The organism is Amycolatopsis sp. WGS_07, assembly GCF_045278895.1.
In the GTDB taxonomy this organism is placed as follows: domain Bacteria; phylum Actinomycetota; class Actinomycetes; order Mycobacteriales; family Pseudonocardiaceae; genus Amycolatopsis.
Window position 1 is genome coordinate 2176523 of record NZ_CP136053.1, and the last position, 21368, is coordinate 2197890.

The window sequence follows — 21368 nt, forward strand, 5'->3', positions numbered from 1 at the left end:
CTAGACGGCTCGGGATGTTTTGGCGTCTTCAATCACCGCCTCCCGTTCCGGAACTCCCGGCATCCCCTCCACTCCCCGCCCATCCACCCCGCCCTCCACTGCCGTCCGCTCTCCCCTGCACCCCGTCCGCCCCGTCGCGAGGGGAGAAACCCTCCCAAATCCGTCACCCTCGGTGATTCGTGCTGTGATCCGTCGGGCATCGCTCCGCGGAGCCACCCGCTCGGGCTAAGGTCTCCTCCGGAACCGAGGGGGTCCGTCACCGATGTCGTTCGTTTCGCCGCTGTTCTTGTGGTACTTCATGCCCGCGGTGCTGATCGCGGTCCTGGTGTGCCCGCGCAGCTGGCGCAACGGCATCGTCGCGGTCGCGAGCCTGCTCTTCTACACGATCGGCGCCGGTCCGTACCTGTTCCTGCTGCTGCTCTGCATGGCGGTGAACTTCCTGGCCGGGCCGGCGCTGGAGCCCAGTCCGTGGGACGTGCGCGGCAAGCGCCGGAAGCGGATCCTGATCGGCGTCATCACGCTCGACGTGCTCGTTCTCGTCATCTGGAAGTACGCCGGGTTCGCGACGCAGCAGATCGCGGCCGTCGCGCACTGGTTCGGCGGGGACGTGGGCGTCGCGAACATCGTGGTGCCGATCGGCATTTCCTTCTACACCTTCCACCACATCTCGTACGTGGTGGACATCTATCGCGGGGAGCGGCACGCGCTGCGCAACCCGGTGTCGTTCGCCGCGTACATCGCGATGTTCCCGCAGCTCGTGGCGGGTCCCATCGTGCGGTACCGGGAAATCGCCGACCAGCTTCCGCAGCGGCGTTCGCATCGCCTGGACGACCTCGCCGCGGGTTTCCCGAGGTTCGCGCTCGGCCTGTGCAAGAAGGCGATCATCGCCGACTCGCTCAGCCCGATGGTCGAAGCCTGCTTCTCCACCCCGGCGAACCAGATGACGTTCACGACGGCCTGGCTCGGCGCGATCGGCTACACCCTGCAGTTGTTCTTCGACTTCTCCGGCTACTCGGACATGGCGATCGGCCTCGGCCGCATGCTCGGCTTCCGGCTGCCGGAAAACTTCGCGCGCCCGTACTCGTCGGTGACGATCACGGAGTTCTGGCGCCGCTGGCACATGTCCCTGTCCCGCTGGTTCCGCGACTACGTCTACATCCCACTGGGCGGCAACCGTTCGGGCGCCGGAAAGACGTACCGCAACCTGTCGATCGTCTTCGTGCTGACGGGTTTCTGGCACGGCGCGCAATGGACGTTCCTGATCTGGGGCTGCTACCACGGCGCCCTGCTGGTGATCGAACGCCGCTTCAACCTCGGCGACGCCCCCGCCAGCCCCATCGCCCGCGCCGCCCGCCGCCTGCTGACGCTGATCCTCGTGGTGTTCGGCTGGGTCTTCTTCCGCTCAGCCGACCTCGGCCACGCCCTGTCGATGATCGGCCACATGCTGATCCCCGACTTCGGCGGCTTGGGCGACGTCGTGGAAAGCGCGCTGACGAACCAGCGAATGGTGATCCTGCTGCTGGCGCTGATCGTGTTCATCCTCCCAGCACACCCGGTGACCGGCCCGCTGCTGGAATCGTCCCGAAGCCGCGGGGCGACCGCACTGCGAATCGGAGTCATGACGGTGGGCCTGGTGTACGCGGCGATCTTGGTGGCTACCGGGACTTTCAGCCCGTTCCTGTACTACCAATTCTGATCTCGCGACGGGCTGGCGCGGGTAAGCTTCGTCCGTTGCCTAGCGGGAGGCCCGGAGACGATGACTGACGCGACCGAGCCGCCGGGGTTGGGGGCGACTCCGAATGTGATTCCGTACGTCGACTCGCATGACGGGCCGCGGCGGTTGCTCACGATCGATATTTCCCCGCACATTTTCCGGCCCGGGGCTTACGTTCCGTTCGCGGGGATCGACGGCAGGCAGTACGTCGTTTCCTGGGGTGCGGTGTCGTTCGAGATTCCCGCTGACCGCAACGTGCACGTCAGCGTACATCTGCAGAGCAACGGCGGGGCCGGGTTCACGCCGTCGCCGTTCGCGTCGATCATTTTGTACCCGAATCCGCTGCCGCAGCGGCTGGCTACTCAGTTCGCGCGGGAAGGCATGGGGGCGCTCGTACCGCTGCCGTAAGCCGTTCAGCGTTGGCCGTATCCCTTCAGTTTTTCCACCACGTGTTCGATTTCCGCTGGCGGCAGCAGGGTCGGCGTGCCGGCGGAGCGGGCCAGCAGCCACAGCTGGCAGACCCATTCCAATTGCTGCGCGCGGTGGTACGCACTCGACAACGTGTCGCCATACGTGATGGTGCCGTGGTTGGCCAGGAGGCAGCCGCGGCGGGCGTCCAGGGCTTGCAGCATCGCGTCGGCCAGTTCGGTGGTGCCGTAGGTCGCGTATGGCGCTACTCGGGCGGTGGGGCCGATTGTGGCGAGCATGTAGTGGATGGGCGGGACCTCGGTGACCAAAGTGGACACTGCGGTCGCGTACACCGAGTGCGTGTGCACTACCGCGTTGACCGGGGCGTTCTCCGGATCGGTGGCTCGGGTGTACACGGCCAGGTGCATCGGGAGTTCGCTCGTCGGCTTCAGGTCGCCGTCGGCGGGGTTGCCGGCTAGGTCCACCACGGGGATGTCGGCGGGGGTGAGAGCGGCGTAGTCGACACCGGTCGGGGTGACCGCGACCAGGTCGCCGGACCTGGCCGACACGTTGCCGGAGGTGCCGACGACCAAACCGTCCGCGGTCAGGCGGCGGGCGTACTCGCACACTGCGGCACGCTCGTTTTCCAGGATCATTCACAGCCTCCACAGTCCGCGCGCGGCAGACAGGGAAGCCTGGTAGTCGGCGTAACCGCGCTCGTATTCAGCCACATTTTCGGGCCGTGCCTCGACTGTTCGCGAGTTCGCGGCCCAGCGGTCCCGATCGTACGGCGTTCCCAGCGCGGCCGCGGCGGTGAGCACGGCACCGCGGGCACCGACGCCGGGATCGCTCGGGATCACGACCGGGCGGCCGAGTACGTCGGCGAAAATCTGCAGCCACTCGGGCGAGCGGACTCCGCCGCCGCAGGCGTAGAGCTGTCCGGACAGCCCGGCCGCTTCGAAGCAATGCCGTGCGGCGTAGGCGATCGACTCGCAGAGTGCCCGGACCAGATCAGCTCGGCCGGTTTCCAGGCTCAGCCCAGAGAACTGTGCCCGCGCGCCAGCGTCAACGAAGGGGGCGCGTTCGCCCGATACCGACAGGAACGGCAGCGCGCGTACCCCGCGAGCGCCTGGCTTGCTGCTCGCCAGGAGCGGGTCGATCTGCTCTACGCTGATGCCCAGCAACTCGCACGCCCAGTCGATACCGGCGGTGCCGACCATCGCGGGCATCGCGTGCAGGTACTCGTGTTCGTCCGGGGTGCACAGGAACATGCCCGCCGGTTCCGCATCGGGATCGAACGTGGGGTCGGCGGTGAGCACCTGGCAGGCGAGGGTGGTCCCGGCGGTGAGAATGCCGTCGCCGGGTTTCCGTACGCCCGCACCGATCGCGCTCGCCGGTAGGTCGAAAGGCCCTGCGGTGACTGGCAAACCGACGGGCAGACCGAGCAGATCGGCACCGCGCCGGTCGAGGCGGAACACCGACTTCGCCGGAGCGGGGTTGGCGAACAGGGAGCGGCGATGACCCAGACCGCAGGCCTCGATCGCACCGTCGTCGTAGCCGCGGGTGGCCGGGTTCAGGAACGGCAGCGAGGCATCCGAGACGTCCACGGTGATCTCGCCGGTGAGCCGCTGCAAGACCGCGTCCACGCAGTATCCGGCTACGGCGGCGCGGTCCAGCACCTCGGGCTCGTGAGTGTCCAAATAGGACATGATGGCGGCGGTGCAGCCGGGGAACATGCCGGAACCGGTGCGGCGGAAGACTTCCTTGGTCACGCCGTCGGCCTGCCATTTCGCGAGCACCGTGTTCGCCCGGCCGTCGAGCCACGAGATGGCCGGGTGCACCGCGGCACCCGACTCGTCGCGGAGCCAGAGCCCGTCGCCCTGTCCGGTCAACGCCAGCGCGGACACCGGTTCGGGCAGCGCGGCCGCGACCTCGCGCACGACCGTCGCGACCGTGCCGACGACCTGGTCGAGGTCCTGCTCGACCCGGCCGCCCGGAAGGTGGTGCACCTCGGACGGCGTGCACGCGCTCGCGATGGAGCTGCCGTCCTCGTCGAACACCACGGCCTTGGTGAGCGACGTTCCGATGTCGACCCCGACAATCACGGCCGTCGCTCCAGCACCTCGGGATTCGCGAGGTTGGCGAGCTGCTCGCCGCGGGCGTACCGGCCGACCTCGGCGGCGACGATCGTGGCCGCCCGCTCGGCGGTCTGCTTGCTCGCGCCGGCGAGATGCGGGGTCGCGATCACGTTGGGCGCATCGCGCAGTGCCCAGTCCGCTGGCGGCGGCTCGACGTCGTAGACGTCCAAAGCGAGCGCGCCGAGCCGGCCGGAACGCAGGGCCTCGGGCAGCGGGGCGTAGTCGAGCAGGCCGCCGCGGGCGGTGTTCACCAGTACCGCGCCCTGCGGTAGAAGGTCGAGCTTGCTCGCGTCGATGAGGTGCCGGGTTTCCTCGGTGAGCCGCGCGTGCAGGCTGACGACCCGGCTCTGCCGGAGCAGCTCGTCCAGCTCGACGAGCTGTGCGCCGTCTGCCTCGACGGCGGACCGGTTGGCATACGGGTCGGCGACCAGGACGTTCGCGCCGAACGCGACGAGCACCTTGGTGACCCGGGAGCCGATCGCGCCGTATCCGACGAGCCCGACCGTGGTGCCGCCCAGTTCGAGCCCGGCCTGGTCGTAGGCGTAGTAGTCGCCGCGCCAGGTGCCGGCGAGCAGTTCGGCCGAGGACGTCGAGATCCGCCGCATCGCGGCGAGGATCATGCCGACCGCGAACTCGGCCGCCGCGCCCGCGTTGCGTCCCGGCGCGTAGGTGACGGCGACCCCGGCCTCGGTGGCGGCGGCGAGATCGACGTTGACCGGCCCGCCCCGGCACACCGACACGAGCTTGAGCGCCGGAGCGGCGGCGAAGACCTGTTTGGTGAACGGAGCCATCTGCGTGACGACGGCCTCGGCACCGGCGAGTGCCTCGATCACCTGGTCTTCGGTACCGCTGGCCTCCAGCACGTTGCCGACCGGCCCGAACGGCTCGACCGGCCACGGCAGCGTCAGCTCGGCGACCTCGTGGTCGCCGCCAAGCTCCGCGCGGACGGCTCCGGCCAGCAGGCCGGGGCTGACGAAGTGGTCTCCCGCAGCGAGAATGTGCAACTCTGCTCCCTCACTCGCTCTGTGCCGATTGTGCGCCACATCCGGCGCTCAGGTCAGTGGGCGTTCTCGTATTCGGTGATGTGCGCGACCTTGGTCGCGCTGGCCGACGCCGGATCGAAGCGGTACCCGACCCATTCGGCCACGATTTTCTTCGCCACCTCGGGCCCGATCGCGCGGGCACCGAAGGTGATCACCTGGCAGTCGTTCGATTTGATCGACCGCTCGGCGGAGTACGAATCGTGCGCGACCGTCGCCCGGACGCCGGGCACCTTGTTCGCCGAGATCGCCATGCCGATGCCGGTGCCGCAGACGAGAACGCCGCGGTCCGCTTCGCCGCGGGCGATCGCCTCCGCCGCCGCGAGCCCCAGCAATGGATACGCCCGGTCGTCCGCCGCGTCGGGCACGCCGAGATCGGTCACCTCGGTGACCCGCTCGTCGGCCTGAAGCAGATCGCGCAGCTGATTCTTCAGTTCGACCCCGGCGTTGTCCGCCGCCACCACGATGCGCATCAGTCCGCGCTCCTTTCCAGCTCCTCGCCGACAGCCGTGACCAGCAGCGAGAACGACACCGCACCTGGATCCGAATGGCCTTCGCTCCGCTGCGCGAGCCGCGCCGCGCGTCCCTTCGCCGGACGCAAGTGCGCGGTCTCCTGAGCGGCTACGGCCGCGGCTCCAGCGGCTTTCCGCCATGCCTGCACTACCTCCGAGCCCGCTTGCTCCCGCAGCGTGGCCCGGAACGGCTCGATCGCGTCGAGCATTGTCTTGTCGCCCGGTTCGGCCTTGCCCAGCTCGCAGAACGCCCGCACCGCGCCGTCGACCGCGTCCGCGAGCATCGCCGTGGTGATGTCCTCGGCGGCCGCCCCGCTCAGACCGGCCCCGGTTTCCGCCAGCAGCACGCCGTACAACGCGCCCGAGGCACCGCCAGCGGCATCGGCGAACGCGGTGCCGGCCGCGAGCAGCGCACCGGAGATCGTGTCCGGTTCGCGGCGCGCCGCGGCGACGGCGGCACGCATCCCGCGGGTCATGCCGAGGCCGTGGTCGCCGTCCGCGGCCACCGCGTCGAGCCTGCCCAGCTCGGCCTCGTTCTCCTCGATACTGCGCAAGGCCGCGGTGAGCACCCGGTCGACGATGCTGGTCCCCGGGTCCTCCTCGGTCAGCAGTTCGTCCACTGTGGACTCAAGGTCGACCGTGGTCAGCTCGGCCCCGCTGGTGCGGTAGCCCGGGGTGTCGCACGGCGCGGCGTACAGCTCGGCCAATTCGTCGTCCAGCACCAGGATCGACAGCGAAACCCCGGCCATGTCGAGCGACGTGACGAACTCGCCGACCTCGGAGTGCACTGGGCTGAGCCCGGCTTGGGCCAGCCGTTCGTGCACCCGGGTGTAGGTGACGAACATTTCCTCGTATTTGGTGCGGCCGAGCCCGTTCACCAGCACGACCACGCGGCCGTCGCCGGCGGGCAGCTCCGGCAGGAGCCCGTCGACCAGTTCGTCGGCCAGCTCCGCCGCGGACAACCGGCCCACCGTGCGCACACCCGGTTCGCCGTGAATTCCGAGGCCCAGCTCCATTTCCTGGTCCGCGACGGTGAACAGCGGCGCGTCCGCACCGGGCAGCGTGCAGCCGCCGAACGCGACGCCGAACGTCCGCGTGCGAGCGTTCGCCTTCGCCGCGACCTCGTGCACCGCGTCCAGGTCGTAGCCGCGTTCCGCCGCCGCACCGGCGATCTTGAAGACCAGGAAGTCGCCCGCCACGCCGCGACGGCGCTCCGGTTCAGTCGCCGGGCCGCTCGCGATGTCGTCGGTGACCAGGATGGTGCGGCTCGGAATGCCTTCCGCCGCCAGCCTCCGGGCCGCGAGCCCGAAGTGGAGCACATCGCCCTGGTAGTTGCCGAATCCGAAGAGGACGCCCGCGCCGTTGTCCGCCGCCCGCGCCGTGCGGTAGACCTGCTCGGCGCTCGGACTCGTGAACACGTCGCCGACCACCGCGCCATCCGCCAGGCCAGGGCCGACAAGACCGGCGAACGCCGGATAGTGGCCGCAACCGCCGCCGATCACGACCGCGACCTTCGGGCTCGCCGGGGCCTCGCGGCGAACGACGCCGTAGGCATCCGGCACCTTCTGCACCGTGCGGCCGTACGCGGTGACGAACCCGTCCAGCCACTGCCGCTTGAACGTGTCCGGGGAACCCAAGGTGGTCATGGTTCAGTCCTTCGCAGCCACCGGCTCGCCGGCCAGGTAGGCCAGGAGCTTCAGTCGGACGTCGTCATTGCTCTCGGCCACCGCGCTGGCCAGCTCCAGCGCGTCCGGCTTCGGCGGGTACGTGGGATTGGGCAGCGCGATCACGGTGAGCCCGGCCGCGGCCGCCGCCCGGATGCCGTTGCTGGAGTCTTCGACCCCGAGGCATTCGCTGCCCGATTTGCCGAGCCGGGCCGCCGCTTCCAGGTACACGTCCGGGTTCGGCTTGCCCCGCGCCACCTCGGCACTGGACACCGTCGCGGAGAACTCGCCGGTGAGCTGGTGCTTCTCGAGCACCGCGTCGATCACCCTCCGGGCCGCCGACGACGCGAGCGCGACCGGGACCCGCTCGCTGACCTCGCGCACCATCGCGCCCGCACCGGGCAGCAACGGAGCCTCGCCCGCGTCGATCGAGGCGATCATGCCGTCGACCACCGCGCGCTCCACCTCGTCCGCCTGGTCCGGCACCCCGCACCGACGGGCGAGATAACCGGCCCATTCGGGCGCGCTCATGCCTTGCACCGAGGCCGTGTCCTCCGCCGTCCACTCGACCTGGTGACGGGCGGCGAAAGCGACCCAGTTCTCCTCCCAGAGGTGTTCACTTTCCACCAGGACACCGTCGAGGTCGAACACCACCGCGTCGAGAGTCATCCACCAGATCCCTTCAGAGAGCGAGCCCGTTTCACACGAGCAATGTTAAGTTAACAGCGACAGTGAGAAGTTCGCAAGGGTGTTCACACGAGGAGGACACAAGTGGGTGCACGTCTGCTGCTGGCGAGGCACGGACAGACCGAATGGCACGCGGAGAACCGGTACGCGGGCACCAGCGAGGTGGCGCTGACCGAGGAAGGGCTCCGTCAAGCCGACGCGCTGGCCGCGTTCGCGCGCCGGGTGAAGCCGGACGGGCTGTTCTGCTCTCCGCAACGACGTGCCCGCCGCACGATCGAACCGACAGCCGAGGCGCTTGGCCTAGTCCCGGAAGTGGTCACCGACCTGCGGGAAACCTACTTCGGGATCGCCGAGGGCCGCACCCGCGACGAGGTGCGCCAGACCGATCCGGAGGCGGTCGAGCGCTTCCTCGCCGACCCGATCGCCGGCGCGTTCCCCGGTGCCGACGATCCGGCCGAAGCGGCCGAGCGCGGGGCCCGCGCGATCCGGGCGATCGCCGCCGCGACCAGCGGAACCGCACTGGTCGTCGCGCACAACACGCTGCTGCGGCTCACCCTGTGCCAGCTGCTCGGCATCCCGTTGTCCCGCTACCGCAGCGTGTTTCCCCGCCTGGACAACGCGGCGGTCACCGAACTGGAGGTGAGTGGTGACCGAACCGCACTGGTGCGCTTCAACCTCCCAGTCGAACCGCGATAATCACGGCATGTCGAGCGAAAAGCCTGCCTCCCACCCCCGCGAGAACCGTCAGCAGAGGCTGACCGAGCACGTGTTCAAGCAGGGCTCGGCGACCATCGGCGAGCTGGTGGACCTGCTCGGCGTCAGCATGATGACGGTGCACCGGGACATCGACGAACTGTCCCGGCGCGGCCTGGTCCGGAAGTACCGCGGCGGGGTCTCGGCGATGCCGTCGACGGTGTTCGAGAGCAATGCCGAGTACCGGATGAACGCGCACGTCGACGCCAAACGGGTGATCGCGATGCACGCGGTGGAGCAGGTCGAGCCCGGGATGTCGGTGCTGCTCGACGACTCCACGAGCGCACTCGCGCTGGCCAGGCTCCTGGTCGAGGTGACGCCGCTGACCGTGGCGACGAATTACCTCGCCGCGATCGACGCGCTCAAGAACGTGCACGAACTGCGGCTGATCTGCATCGGCGGGGACTACTCGCCCACCCACGACTCGTTCCTCGGCATGCAGAGCATCGAGTCGATCGAGCGGCTGTCGGTGGACATCGCGTTCGTGTCCACCTCGGCGATGACCACGTCGATGAGCTTCCACCAGGAGCCCGAGATCGTGATGATCAAGCGGGCCATGCTGGCCAGCGCGCGGCACAAGGTGCTGCTGATGGACCACAGCAAGATGAACCGCACCGCGCTGCACCGGCTCGCGCCGCTGGACGACTACGACCTGCTGATCGTGGACGAGGAAGCCGATCCGCACTACGTCGACGAGCTGCGCGGCCGGGTCGAGGTGCAGGTCGCGGAAGATCCCGACAACTGATCGACTTCATAACACTCTTGCGTGCGAAGTTCACACGGTCCATGATACGTTCGATCTCGACGTCATGGAGGCGTGTATGAACGAGTCGGCAACAGCGGAGTTGCCCAAGACGGGCTTCGGGCGCTTGCTCACGAAATGGGGGCTGCCCGCACCCCTGTTCCTTGGCTATGTCGGACTGCTCCTGTTCATGATCGGCGACGGGGTGGAGTCCGGCTTCATCGCGCCGTACATGGCGGACAACGGCGCGGGCACGGAGATCAAAGCGTCGTACGTGATCACCGTGTACGGCGTCGCCGTGATGCTGGCGTCGTGGCTTTCCGGCGCGCTGTCCGAACTGTGGGGACCACGGCGGGTCATGATCATCGGGCTGGCCATCTGGCTGGTGTTCGACGCGCTGTTCCTCACGCTCGGCCTCGCCGGCGGGAACTACGCGGCGATGCTGATCTGCTACGGCATCCGCGGATTCGGCTATCCGATGTTCGCGTTCGGGTTCCTGGTGTGGATCACCGCGGTGGCCCCGGTCGCTCGGCTCGGTGCGGCGGTCGGCTGGTTCTACTTCGCCTTCACCGGCGGCCTGCCCACGCTCGGCGCGCTCGTCGCGAGCTTCACCAACCCGCTGTTCGGCCACTACGGCACGCTGTGGGTCGCGGTCGTGCTGCTCGGAGCGGGCGGACTGGTGGCGGTGCTCGGCGTCCGGCAGCGCACGGGATACCGCAGGCTCGCGCCGCCGGACGTGAAACCGGTGCAGAGCCTCGTTTCCAGCGTATCGATCGCGTGGAAGAAGCCGCGGGTCGGCGTCGGCATGATCGTGCGCGTCATCAACACCGCGCCGGAGTTCGGCATGCTGGTGTTCTTCCCGACGATCTTCATTTCGCAGATCGGCTTCGGCGAGAGCCGCTGGCTGCTGCTGGTGTCGGTGATCTACGGGACGAACATCTTCTTCAACCTGATCTTCGGCGTGCTGAGCGACCGGATCGGCTGGCGCACCACGATTTTCTGGTTCGGCGCGATCGGCTGTGCGATCTCGATCCTGCTGCTGTACTTCGTCCCGGTCGCGATGGGTGCGCAGTACTACTGGCTCGCGCTGATCGTCGGCGCGCTCTACGGTGCGACGCTTGCCGGGTTCGTGCCGATCTCCGCGCTGTTGCCGTCGCTGGCCCCGGAGCACAAGGGCGGCGCGATGGCCCTGCTGAACCTCGGCGCGGGCGCGGCGGCGTTCGTCGGGCCGGCGATCGTGTCGCTGTTCCTCGGTCCGGCCGGTGCCGCCGGGGTGGTCATCATCTTCGCCGCGCTGTACCTGGTGGCCGCGGTGCTGGTGCGATTCCTGAAGCTGCCCGCGGAAACCGAGAAAGCACTCGCGAGCGACGCCAGCCTGCAGGATGTCGAAGAAAGGGTCAGCACGGCGTGAACGAGCAGGTCTCGGTCGGCATCGACGTCGCCACCGCGGGGGTTCGCGCCTTCGCGGTGCGCGGCGGCTCGGTCCTCGCCACCGCATCGGCGTCGCTGCCGGCGCCGGTGCGCGCGGGCGGTGGCCGCAGCGAACAGGATCCGTCGGCGTGGTGGCCCGCGGTCGGTTCGGTGCTGAGCGAGGTCACTGCCGCGTTGCCTGGACGCGGCGCGGAAGTCTCGGCGGTGGCGATCGCGGCGACGTCCGGAACGATCGTCGGAGTCGATGCCGCGGGAGAGCCGGTCGCTCCCGCGTTGATGTATGACGATCGGCGCGGCGCGGAGTACAACGCGAAAGCCGTGGAACTCGGGGCCGACCGGTGGCGGAAACTGGGTTCGGGTATCTCGCCGACCGCGGCGCTCGGCCGGATCGCTTGGCTGGCCGAACATACCGAGGCGGTCGCCGTGCGGCACACGCCGGAGATGATCGCGGCGAAGCTGACCGGACATCCGGTCGCGGCGGATTGGTCGCACGCGCTCAAAAGCGGCTATGACCCGCTGGCCGAGGAATGGCCGTCCGAGGTGTTCGCCGGATTGGGCGTGCCGGACGGGATGTTGCCGCCGGTGGTCGCGCCGACGCGCGTGCTCGGCGAGGTTGCGGTGCCGACGGCCGGGTTGCCCGCTGGCTGCCTGGTGGTGGCGGGCATGACGGACGGGTGCGCGGGACAGCTGGCCGCGGGCGCGGTCGAGCCGGGGCGGTTCGTCGGGATTCTCGGGACGACCTATGTCCTGAAGGGAGTCACGGAGTCGCTGGTACCGGATCCCACCGGGGTCATGTACAGCCATCGGCATCCGGATGGCTGGTGGTTGCCGGGCGGCGCGTCGAACACCGGCGGGGAGTCCGTTTCGGACAGTCCCCGGCTGGCCGAGCTGGATGCCGCGGCCGCTGCCCGTGGTCCGGCTGAGGTGGTGGCGTTTCCGTTGCGACGCAAGGGGGAACGCTTTCCCTTCGCGCACGGTGACGCGACGGGGTTCGTGCTCGGCGACCCAGTGGACGAGGTCGAGTTGCATCGGGCTCGGCTGGAGGGAGTTGCCTTCCTCGAGCGGCTCGCCTTGGACCACTTGCGGCGGCTGGGCGTGCCGGTTCGCGAACCGCTTCTCGCGGCAGGCGGCGGCAGCAAGAGTCCACTGTGGACTCGGATTCGGGCTGCCGTGAGCGGGCTTGGCTTGCGGGTGGCCGCTCAGGCGGAAACGGGATACGGCGCGGCGTTGCTCGCGGCGGCTGGGTGCGCGCCGGGAGGTCTGAGTGCGGTGTGCGAGGGAATGCCGGTGGGGTCGCTCGTCGAGCCGGAGCCGGGTGAGGCGGCGGCGATGACGGCTTCGTACCAACGGTTTTGCCGGGAGCTGCGGGACCGTGGCTGGATTGACGACGAGCTGTTCACGGTGGCGGCGGGGTGATGCCGAGCGGAGCTTGGTGGTACGCGGACGCGTTCTGGGCCTGAATCGTCGAGACCCAGAACGCCGGGGAGTCACTCCGCGATCGCCACGGTGTTTTCGTGGTCAGGCGCGCGGGTGACCAGGACCGTCAGGAGGAGGCCGCACGTGGTCAAGCCCGCGGCGACGAGGTAGATGGGCTTGGGGCCGGCAGCCGAGTCGGCGATGAGGCCGCCGAACAGGCCGGCGCAGGCGGCGGCGACCTGGTATCCGGAGGCGTTGACGGCCATGGCCAGCGTCGGAGCTTCGGCGGCGGTCGCCATCACGCGTGCTTGCATGCCGGGGATGATCGCGAAGCCGAGAAGGCCGATCGCCACGACTGCCACCACGGTGAAGGTCTCGGAGGTGGCGACGAACCAGCTGCCCACCAGGATCGCGGCCAGCAGACCGAGGAGAAGGGGCTGGAACAGCCGCGGGTTGCGGTCGTAGAGCGTGCCGCCGACGAGGTTTCCGATCGTCGCGCCGATGCCGTAGGCGAGGAGCAGAAGCGGCAGCCGGGCGGCCGGATGTCCGCCCAGATCCGTGAGCAGCGGGGCGAGGTAGCTGAACACCATGAGTGCCCCGACGTTGCCGATCGCGGTGATGGCCAGCGCCATCAGCACCGGACGGCGGCGCAGCATCCGCAATTCCGAGAGCGCCGAGGTCCGGTTCTCCTCACGAGGTGAGGCGAGCTGCCAGAACACCAGGCCAAGACCGATCAGACACGCCACGGCGATCACCGCGAACGTCGCGCGCCAGCCCCACTGACTGGCGATCTGGGTGCCGATCGGTGCTCCGAGGATCATGGCCACGTTCATCCCGAACGCCAGCCGGGCAACCATGGTCCCGGCTCGCTCCGGTGGCGCGGAGGTCACCGCGATCACGATTGCCTGCGCGAAGAAGGTCGAGGTCACCAGCGCGGTGACCACCCGAGCCGCCAGCAGCAGCGAGAAATCGGGAGCGACAGCGGAAACCGCGTTCCCCACAACCGCGACGGCCAGCAGGACAAGCATCAGCCGCTTCCGGTCGATCCCGGCAGTCAGCGCGGTCAGCAGCGGGCCGCCGATGATCATGCCGAGGGCGTACGCCGTGACCAGCAGCCCCGCGGTACCGACGGTGACGTGAAGGTCGGCGGCGACCTCGGGCAGGATTCCGGCCACCACGAACTCGCCGGTCGTAATGCTGAAGACGCAGAACATGAGAATGGCTAGTCGAAGCATGCTCGCACGCTAAACTCTCACGTCGACGTGAGAGTCAAGTCAAGCAGCGAGGGAACCCAGGTGAAGATCGGAGAGCTGGCACACCGGACCGGAGTCAGCGTGCGAGCGCTGCGCTACTACGAGGAAAAGGGCGTCCTGAGGCCGGATCGAACGCCCAGCGGGTACCGGATCTTCGCCGACTCGGATGTCCGCAAAGTGGCACACATCCAGACCCTCCTCGCGGCCGGCCTCGGCATGGACCTCATCGGCGAAATCCTGTCCTGTATGGCAGGCGAGTCGCTGCTGCTGGACGCCTGCCGCGAACGACTCGAAGCAGAGCGTCGCCGGATCACCGGCGACATCGACCAACTCGTCCACACCCGGTCGCTGCTCGACAACCTGCTCGCAACCACGAATGCCGTGTCATCGCAAGCGTCCTGACGCACCGGCACCGGTCAGGAGCGGCCCGCGCGAGGACGGCCGGGGCGGCGGCCGTTGCCGTTGCCACTGCGCGGGGTCGGCGGTTCCGCGGGGTCGGCGGGCGACTGTGCGTCCGGAGTTGATGCTGGGCGCGGAGTTGGCTGGGGCAGGGCAGGTGCCTCAGCCGACGCAGGCGCGTCAGACGAAGCCGGCGCGTCAGCTGAAGCGGCGGCTTCCTCTTCCTGCGTACCGAGGAAGCGCAACGCCTCCTGCACCGCCTCGTTGGTGGCGGCGATCCGGTCGGCGACCTTGGTGCGGAGGTCGAGGGCCAGGGTGCGCGATTCGGTGGCTTCGGTTTGCTTCTGGAGAGCGTCGGCGAGGGCGGTTTCGGCCTGTGCCTTCTTGACGGCGATCTCTTCCGACGCTCGGCGGTCGGCCTCGGCGCGGAGTTTGGCGGCCTCGGCTTCAGCGGCGGCGTCAGTTTCGGCGCGGACTCGGGCCGATTCCTCGTCGGCGGCGAGGCGGGCGGCTTCGGCGGCGGCGTCTGCCTCGGCGCGGGCCTTGGCAGCGGCCTCGTCGGCTTCGGTGCGGACGCGGAGAGCTTCGGCGTCCTTCTCGTCGCGGATGCGGCGGGCTTCGGCGTCGGCGACGGTACGGGCGTGCTGGGCTTCGGCATCTGCCTTGGCTCGGGCTTCCGCGGCGGCTTCGTCGGCCTGGGTGCGAGCGGCCAGCGCGGCCTGGTCTGCTTCGGCGCGGGCGGCAGCAGAGAGTTCGTCGGCTTCGGCTCGGGCGCGGTCGGCGGCTCCGGTGCGGGCGGCGATCTCGGCGTCCGCGGCGGCGGTGCGCGTGGCGATGTCTTCGTCAGCCGCGGCGGTACGGGAAGCGATATCCGCGTCCGCGGCAGCGGTGCGCGTGGCGATGTCCTCATTAGCCGCAGCCGTGCGCGACGCAATGTCCGCGTCGGCCGCAGCCGTGCGCGTAGCGATGTCTTCGTTGCCCGCCTTGAGCCGGGCTTCCAGGTCCGCCAGGCGGGTCGCGATCTCCTCGTCGGCGGCGGCCGTGCGCTTGGCGATGTCCGCTTCGGCAGCGGCGATCCGGGATTCCAGATCCGCTTGCCTGGCGGCCAGGTCCTTCTCCGCGGCCGCGACCCGGGCGTCCAGCGCCTCGGTGCGGGCGGCCAAGTCGGCCTGGGTTTCGGCTAGCAGCCGCTGGCGTTCGGCCTCTGCCTCTTTGGCCGCTTTGTCCGCTGCCCGTTGGGTTTCGTGCGCGTACCGGTCGGCTTCGGCGCGGGTCGAGGTCGCGTCGGCGTCCGCTGAGCGGCGGAGGTCGGCGATCTCCTCCTCGGCCAGTTGCACCATCATCCGCACGCGTTCGGAGATCGCGCCGGCTCCTGCCGGGCTCGAGGTGACGCGGACGAGCGCGGCCTTCGCCTCCGACAGTTCAGCCTGGGCCGTCGTCAGGGCCTTCGTCAGCTCTCCCGCGGTCGCGACTGCCTCGTCGCGGCCGTGCGAGGTCGTGCTGAGTTCGCTGGTCAGCTGGGCTATGCGGGCGTCGACCTGATGGGGGTCGTATCCCTTCCGGGTAACAGCGAAGGCGGGGTGCTGCGGCTTTTCGGGCGCGACCATCGGGCCACCTTAGTGAGCAAGGCACCTTCGGCACGTACCGCCAAACGGCTGCATTACGAAGCGCCAAACCCGACGTCACGCATGGCATCCTGTCCCCTCGACCTACCGCGCGGGCGAACGGGGCAGACGTATGGACCTTTCAGCCATCGCAGCCGACCTGGCCGCGCACTGGCACGTGTACGCGACGATGCCCTTCATCGCGGCGCTCATCGGCTACCTGACCAAACGCGTCGCGATCGAGATGATGTTCCGGCCGCTCGAGTTCCGCGGCATCCGGCCGTTCCTCGGCTGGCAGGGCGTCATCCCGGCCAACTCGCGGCGGATGGCCACCACCGCGGTCGACCTGCTGACCAAGAATCTCCTCGACCCGCGCGAGGTCTTCGCCCGGCTCGATCCGGAGGAAATGGTCGCGCAGCTGGAAGAACCGCTGCTGAAGGCGGTCGACGAGGTCACCCGCGAGGTGCTCGAGACCTACCAGCCGCGGCTGTGGGAAATGCTGCCCGCCCGCGCGCAGCAACTGCTGGTGGACCGGGTCCGCGCGCAGGCGCCCGAGGTGGTCAAGCGGCTGATGCGGGAAGTGTCGTCGAACGTGGACGAAGTACTCGACGTCAACGACATGCTGATCAACGCCATGGTCCGGGACAAATCGCTCACCTGCCGGCTGATCCGCGAGGTCGCCGCGCCCGAGTTCCGGTTCATCGCGCGCAGCGGGATCGGCTTCGGATTCGTCATCGGGCTCGTCCAGCTGATCGCGTGGGCGTTGACCAAACAGCCGGTGATCATGCCGATCTTCGGTTTCGTCACGGGCTTCGTCACGGACTGGCTCGCACTCAAAATGATCTTCTACCCGCGTCAGCCGCGCCGGTTCCTGTTCTTCACGTGGCAGGGCATGTTCCAGAAACGCCGCGCGCAGGTCGCCGCGGACTACGGCGCGTTGATCGCGGAAGAAGTCCTCACCGCGGGGAATGTCCTCGAAGCTGTCCTAACTGGACCGCGGGCGGACAAGCTGTTCGCGCTCGTCACGCGGGAGGTCCAGCGGACCGTCGACGCGCAGGCCGGTCTCGCGAAGCCACTGGTCGCGCTGGCGGTCGGCGGGCGCGAGTACCAGCAGATGAAACAGGCTGCGGCGGAGAAGGCCATCGCGTATCTGCCGGAGACCGTCAAACACGTCGAGAGCTACGCGACGGACGCGCTCGACGTCCGCAACACCATCGTCGAGAAGATGCAGCAGCTGACCCCGCTGGAGTTCGAGGGCATCCTCCGGCCGGCGTTCAAACAGGACGAATGGAAGCTGATCGCGGTCGGCGCGGTGATCGGCGGGCTCGTCGGCGAACTGCAGGTGCTGCTCTTGCTCCACTGACGCGCGGGTTACCGTTCCGGTGAGCGACACGGAGGGGACGCGCGTGCACACTTTCGCCGAGCACTGGCCGGTGTACGTCTCCATGCCGTTCATCGCGGCACTCATCGGCTACGTCACCAAACGCGTCGCCATCGAGATGATGTTCCGGCCGCTCGAATTCGTCGGTCTCAAACCCTTCCTCGGCTGGCAGGGCGTGCTGCCCGCGAACGCCGAGCGGATGGCGACCACCGCGACCGAAATGCTCACCACCAATCTCGTCGATCCGCAGGAGATCTTCGCCCGGCTCGACCCGGCGCAGGTCGCGAAGGAGATCGAACAGCCGCTGCTGCGCGTGGTCGAGGACGTCACCCGCGAGGTGATGGAGACCTATCAGCCGAGGTTGTGGGAAATGCTGCCGTCCGGCGCGCAGCAACTGCTGCTGAAACGCGTCCAGGCGGAGGCGCCGCGGGCGATCACGAAGATCATGCGCGAGATTTCCCAGAACATCGAGGACGTGCTCGACCTCAAGCACATGGTCGTCACGAACCTGGTGCGCGACAAGGCTTTGCTGAACCGGTTGATCCGCGACATCTCGCGGCCGGAAATGCGGTTCATCGCGCGGTCGGGCATCTGGTTCGGGTTCATTCTCGGGTGCGTGCAGCTGCTGGTCTGGACACTGACGCGGTCGCCGATCGTGCTGCCGCTGTTCGGGCTCGGGATCGGCTGGCTGACCGACTGGCTCGCACTCAAAATGATCTTCCTGCCGCGCGAGCCGAAACGGTTCTTCGGCTTCTACAACTGGCAGGGCGTGTTCCAGAAGCGCCGCGACGAGGTGGCCGCCGACTACGGCGACATGATCGCGCGAGAGATCATCACCGTGCCGAACCTGCTGGAAGCCGTGCTGCGCGGGCCGAAAGCCGACCGGCTGTTCTCGCTGATCAGCCGCGAGGTGCAGAAGACGATCGACGCGCAGGCGAGCGTCGTGAAGCCGTTCGTCGCGATCGCGGTGGGTACCAAGCGGTTCCAGGAAATGAAGCAGGTCGCCGCCGCGAAGGCCGCCGAGCGGGTGCCGGACACCATCCGGCACGCGGAGACGTACGCGGTGAACGCGCTCGACGTCCGCAACACGATCGTGGACCGGATGCGCCGGCTCAGCCCGCTCGAATTCGAACAGCTGCTGCGGCCCGCGTTCCGGCAGGACGAATGGAAGCTGATCGCGGTCGGCGCGGTGATCGGCGGGCTCGTCGGCGAACTGCAGGCGTTGCTGCTCCTCGGCTAGCACACGCGATACGGTTTCCTTCCGGAACGGGGAGGAGACCCGGGTGGACGCGGTGCTGGACGATCTCGCGCGGCACTGGCCGGTGTACGTCTCGATGCCGTTCGTCGCCGCGCTGATCGGCTACGTCACCAAGCGCGTCGCGATCGAGATGATGTTCCGCCCGCTCGAATTCATCGGCATCCGGCCGGTTTTCGGCTGGCAGGGCGTGGTGCCCAAGCACGGCGGCCGGATGGCCGCGATCGCCACCGACCTGCTCACCTCGAACCTGCTCGACATCAACGAGGTCTTCGCCCGCGTCGACCCGGTGATCATCACCCGCGAACTCGAACAGCCGCTGCTGCGCGCGGTCGACGGGATCGCCCGCGACGTGCTCGAACAGCATCATCCGCGGCTGTGGGAGGTCATGCCCACGATCGCGCAGGAATTGCTGATCAAACAGGTGCAGGCGAGCACGCCGCAGCTGGTGCGGGAGTTCCTGGACGAGGTCCGCGACAACCTGGACGACGTGCTCGACGTCCGGCACATGACGGTCGAACGGCTCACCCGCGACCGGGCGCTGCTGGTCCGGCTGATCCGCGAAACCTCGCGGCCGGAGATGACGTTCATCGCGCGCGCCGGGATCGTGTTCGGGTTCGTGCTCGGTCTCGTCCAAGCGCTGGTGTGGGCGCTGACCCGGCAGCCGCTGGTGCTGCCGATCTTCGGCGGCGCGATCGGGCTGTTCACCGACTGGCTGGCGATCAAGATGATCTTCCTGCCGCGCGAGCCGGTCCGGCTGGGCCGGGTGATCCTGCAGGGCAAGTTCCAGCGGCGCCGCGCCGAGGTGGCCCGCCAATACGGCGAACTGGTCGCCAACGAGGTGCTGACCGTCCCGAACCTGCTCGACGCCCTGCTGCGCGGCCCGAAGTCGGACCGGCTCGTGGCGATGGTCGAACGCGCCGTCGGGCACGCGGTGGACGCGCAGGTCAGCGCCGCGAAACCGGTGGTCGCGCTCGCTGTCGGGACGCAGCGGCTGCAGGAGATGAAGCACGCCGCGGCGCAGCGGGCGCTGGCCGAACTGCCGCTGACCGCGCGCTACGCCGAGGGGTACCTGACCGAGGCGATGGACGTCGCGAAGATGGTCGAGCAGCGGATGCTCGCGCTCACGCCGCTGGAGTTCGAGGGCTTGCTGCGGCCGGCGTTCCGGCAGGACGAATGGAAGCTGATCGCGGTCGGCGGCGTGATCGGGTTCCTCGTCGGCGAACTGCAAGTCCTCCTCATGCTCGGCTGACTTTTCGGCGGTTGTTCGCGCCAGCCTCACTCGAACTGACTAACGTGAGGGCGTGTCCGAGCCACCACAGCTGCCCGCTGTCCACGAGGCCTACCTGCCCCGCGAGCACGCGCTGCATCGCCCGAGGCACGGCAAACGACAGCTGACCGCGCTGATCAGCGCCCTGTTGTTCTTCGTGACCCCGACCATGCTGTGGGTCGTCGGGGTCCGGCCGAGCGAGATCGAGAACCACAAGCTCGCCGGGTTCCCCAGCATCGGCGAGGGCTTCAGCTTCTTCACCAACCTCCCCAAATGGGCGACCGATCAGCTGTCGTTCCGCGCGGCCGCGATCAACGCGGCGAACGGGATCAGCGAGGGCGTCTTCGGCGAGGCCGCCCCGCTCGACCAGGGTTCGGCGTCGAACACCGGCCCGATCCCGGCTCCGCCGCTGCAACAGCCGGGCACGCCGAACACGGGTCCGTCGCTGCCGAGCGGACCGGGGTCCAGCCAGGCCGGATACCGCAAGGTGGTGCAGGGCTCCGACGGCTGGCTGTACTACGGCTACGACTCCGAAGCGAAGTGCACGCCGACCCAGGACGTCGACACGACGATGAAGCGAATCGACGAACTGCGCGCGGCGGTCGAGGCGTCCGGCCGGAAGTTCGTGTTCGTGGTGACGCCGGACAAGACGACGATGGTGCCGCAGTTCCTGCCCGCCAGCTATCCGGGCAAGGAATGTTCGCAGGCCGCTTCGCCGAACGACTGGTACAAGATCACCACCGAAGGACACTCGCTCGACCTGCGCCCGCAACTCGCCGCCGAAGCGGCCCGGGTCGGCCATCCGATCTACGCCCCCAACGACACGCACTGGCGCGACGAAGGCGGCCTCGTCCTCACCCGAGCGCTCGCCGACACGATCAAGCCAGGGACCACGAACAGCTGGCTGAGCGCCCCGGACGGCCAGTACGACGCGGTCGCGGACCTGCCGCTGCTGCTCGGCCAAACCGGCGTCAAGACGAACACCCGGTACAACCTGCGCCCGGACGGCGTCACCGACCGCGCGGGCGAATTCGTCGGCAGCATCGACCAGCCGGTGCACCGCTCGGCTCCGCCCATCGTCGGCACGATCGACCAGCCGACCCTGATCTACGGCGACTCGTTCAGCCTCGCGTCGTCGCGGTATCTGGAGGCGGCGTTCACGAATCTGACCTATCTGGCGTATTCGACGGACAAGACGCCGCAGTCGCAGGCGGTGGACCAGTTCGTGAACTCGCACGTGGTGGTGTTGCAGGCGGTGGAGCGGAACGTCTCGGGCGGGCTGGTGCCGTTCACCGACGAGGGGTTCATCGCGGCGGTGAAGGACGCGCTGGCGAAGCATCCGATCCGGTAGGGGACGGGTAGGTGCCGCGGTGTGCCAGCAGGTCGGCCAGGTGCTGGTCGCTCCACTCGCGCATGGCGTCGATGACGGGCAGGAGGCTGCGCCCGAGGTCAGTCAGCTCGTAGGTGACGTGGGGCGGATTGGCCTGGTGGTCGGTGCGGCTGACGAGACCGTCGCGGGTCATGTCGCGCAGGGTTTCGGCGAGGACCTTGGCGCTGCTGGCACCCAAGGTTTGCCGGAGCTGACTGAAGCGGAGCGGGCCGTCCAGCAACGCGACGACGACCATTCCGGTCCACTTCCCGCCGACCCGGAAAGGGAATGCGGCCATCGGGCATGCCGGGTCTATCCGGGTGCCGTGCCGG

At 68.8% G+C, this 21368-nt stretch carries 20 protein-coding genes; 11 read left to right on the top strand and 9 right to left on the bottom strand.

Annotated features, from left to right (window positions below):
- Nucleotides 1-262: 262 nt before the first annotated feature.
- Both RPX00_RS10075 and RPX00_RS10080 read left to right on the top strand, forming a co-directional pair.
- A complete protein-coding gene (locus RPX00_RS10075) occupies nt 263-1696 on the top strand; it encodes an MBOAT family O-acyltransferase (RefSeq protein ID WP_406639257.1) in 1434 nt (477 codons plus the stop codon).
- A gap of 60 nt (nt 1697-1756) precedes the next feature.
- The gene (locus RPX00_RS10080) at nt 1757-2122 is read left to right on the top strand and encodes a hypothetical protein (protein WP_406639258.1); all 366 of its coding nucleotides are present in this window, start codon (nt 1757-1759) and stop codon (nt 2120-2122) included.
- A 5-nt stretch (nt 2123-2127) separates the two neighbouring features.
- Here RPX00_RS10080 and RPX00_RS10085 read toward each other — a convergent pair whose 3' ends face one another.
- Genes RPX00_RS10085 through RPX00_RS10110 form a run of 6 tightly spaced genes read right to left on the bottom strand, consistent with a single transcriptional unit; the run spans nt 2128 to nt 8145 of the window.
- Nucleotides 2128-2778, bottom strand: coding sequence for a class II aldolase/adducin family protein (locus RPX00_RS10085; RefSeq protein ID WP_406639259.1), 651 nt, complete (start codon nt 2776-2778; stop codon nt 2128-2130).
- Nucleotides 2779-4227 carry an FGGY family carbohydrate kinase gene (locus RPX00_RS10090; RefSeq protein WP_406639260.1) on the bottom strand — a complete coding sequence of 483 codons (1449 nt, stop codon included), beginning with the start codon at nt 4225-4227 and terminating at the stop codon, nt 2779-2781.
- Complete coding sequence (locus tag RPX00_RS10095; RefSeq protein ID WP_406639261.1) at nt 4224-5264, bottom strand: 2-hydroxyacid dehydrogenase; 1041 nt, start codon at nt 5262-5264, stop codon at nt 4224-4226. The genes RPX00_RS10090 and RPX00_RS10095 overlap by 4 nt, the downstream gene beginning before the upstream one ends.
- Before the next feature lie 53 nt (nt 5265-5317).
- Complete coding sequence (locus tag RPX00_RS10100) at nt 5318-5773, bottom strand: ribose-5-phosphate isomerase (RefSeq protein ID WP_067576815.1); 456 nt, start codon at nt 5771-5773, stop codon at nt 5318-5320.
- A complete protein-coding gene (locus RPX00_RS10105) occupies nt 5773-7458 on the bottom strand; it encodes a dihydroxyacetone kinase family protein (protein WP_406639262.1) in 1686 nt (561 codons plus the stop codon). Before RPX00_RS10105 ends, RPX00_RS10100 begins: the two co-directional genes overlap by 1 nt.
- Nucleotides 7459-7461: 3 nt before the next feature.
- The gene (locus RPX00_RS10110) at nt 7462-8145 is read right to left on the bottom strand and encodes an HAD family hydrolase (RefSeq protein ID WP_406639263.1); all 684 of its coding nucleotides are present in this window, start codon (nt 8143-8145) and stop codon (nt 7462-7464) included.
- A 102-nt stretch (nt 8146-8247) separates the two neighbouring features.
- On the opposite strand from RPX00_RS10110, the gene RPX00_RS10115 reads away from it, so the two are divergent.
- From RPX00_RS10115 to RPX00_RS10130, 4 genes are all read left to right on the top strand, one after another.
- On the top strand, nt 8248-8859 hold the full coding sequence (locus RPX00_RS10115) for a histidine phosphatase family protein (RefSeq protein ID WP_406639264.1): 612 nt from the start codon (nt 8248-8250) through the stop codon (nt 8857-8859).
- Between the two features lie 7 nt (nt 8860-8866).
- Nucleotides 8867-9661, top strand: a complete 795-nt coding sequence (locus RPX00_RS10120; RefSeq protein WP_406639265.1) for a DeoR/GlpR family DNA-binding transcription regulator — start codon at nt 8867-8869, stop codon at nt 9659-9661.
- Between the two features lie 76 nt (nt 9662-9737).
- The gene (locus tag RPX00_RS10125) at nt 9738-11069 is read left to right on the top strand and encodes an MFS transporter (RefSeq protein WP_406639266.1); all 1332 of its coding nucleotides are present in this window, start codon (nt 9738-9740) and stop codon (nt 11067-11069) included.
- Entirely contained in the window at nt 11066-12505 is a 1440-nt protein-coding gene (locus RPX00_RS10130; RefSeq protein ID WP_406639267.1) for an FGGY-family carbohydrate kinase, read from the top strand. The genes RPX00_RS10125 and RPX00_RS10130 overlap by 4 nt, the downstream gene beginning before the upstream one ends.
- 71 nt (nt 12506-12576) lie before the next feature.
- Here RPX00_RS10130 and RPX00_RS10135 read toward each other — a convergent pair whose 3' ends face one another.
- Nucleotides 12577-13740 carry an MFS transporter gene (locus tag RPX00_RS10135; RefSeq protein ID WP_406639268.1) on the bottom strand — a complete coding sequence of 388 codons (1164 nt, stop codon included), beginning with the start codon at nt 13738-13740 and terminating at the stop codon, nt 12577-12579.
- A 60-nt stretch (nt 13741-13800) separates the two neighbouring features.
- On the opposite strand from RPX00_RS10135, the gene RPX00_RS10140 reads away from it, so the two are divergent.
- Nucleotides 13801-14160, top strand: coding sequence for a MerR family transcriptional regulator (locus RPX00_RS10140; RefSeq protein ID WP_406639269.1), 360 nt, complete (start codon nt 13801-13803; stop codon nt 14158-14160).
- Between the two features lie 14 nt (nt 14161-14174).
- Here the strand turns inward: RPX00_RS10140 and RPX00_RS10145 are convergent, their stop codons facing one another.
- Nucleotides 14175-15764, bottom strand: a complete 1590-nt coding sequence (locus RPX00_RS10145) for a hypothetical protein (RefSeq protein WP_406639270.1) — start codon at nt 15762-15764, stop codon at nt 14175-14177.
- Between the two features lie 130 nt (nt 15765-15894).
- On the opposite strand from RPX00_RS10145, the gene RPX00_RS10150 reads away from it, so the two are divergent.
- The 4 genes from RPX00_RS10150 to RPX00_RS10165 all read left to right on the top strand — a co-directional run bounded on the left by RPX00_RS10150 (nt 15895) and on the right by RPX00_RS10165 (nt 21018).
- Complete coding sequence (locus RPX00_RS10150; RefSeq protein ID WP_406639271.1) at nt 15895-17124, top strand: DUF445 family protein; 1230 nt, start codon at nt 15895-15897, stop codon at nt 17122-17124.
- Nucleotides 17125-17206: 82 nt separating this feature from the next.
- Nucleotides 17207-18382 carry a DUF445 domain-containing protein gene (locus RPX00_RS10155; RefSeq protein WP_406642847.1) on the top strand — a complete coding sequence of 392 codons (1176 nt, stop codon included), beginning with the start codon at nt 17207-17209 and terminating at the stop codon, nt 18380-18382.
- Between the two features lie 43 nt (nt 18383-18425).
- Nucleotides 18426-19649 (top strand): DUF445 domain-containing protein, encoded by a 1224-nt coding sequence (locus tag RPX00_RS10160; protein ID WP_406639272.1) that lies wholly within the window; start codon nt 18426-18428, stop codon nt 19647-19649.
- Nucleotides 19650-19701: 52 nt separating this feature from the next.
- Nucleotides 19702-21018: a hypothetical protein gene (locus RPX00_RS10165; protein ID WP_406639273.1), complete on the top strand. Its 1317-nt coding sequence runs from the start codon at nt 19702-19704 to the stop codon at nt 21016-21018.
- Here RPX00_RS10165 and RPX00_RS10170 read toward each other — a convergent pair.
- On the bottom strand, nt 20972-21334 hold the full coding sequence (locus RPX00_RS10170) for a winged helix-turn-helix transcriptional regulator (protein ID WP_406639274.1): 363 nt from the start codon (nt 21332-21334) through the stop codon (nt 20972-20974). The genes RPX00_RS10165 and RPX00_RS10170 overlap by 47 nt on opposite strands.
- Between the last annotated feature and the right edge of the window lie 34 nt (nt 21335-21368).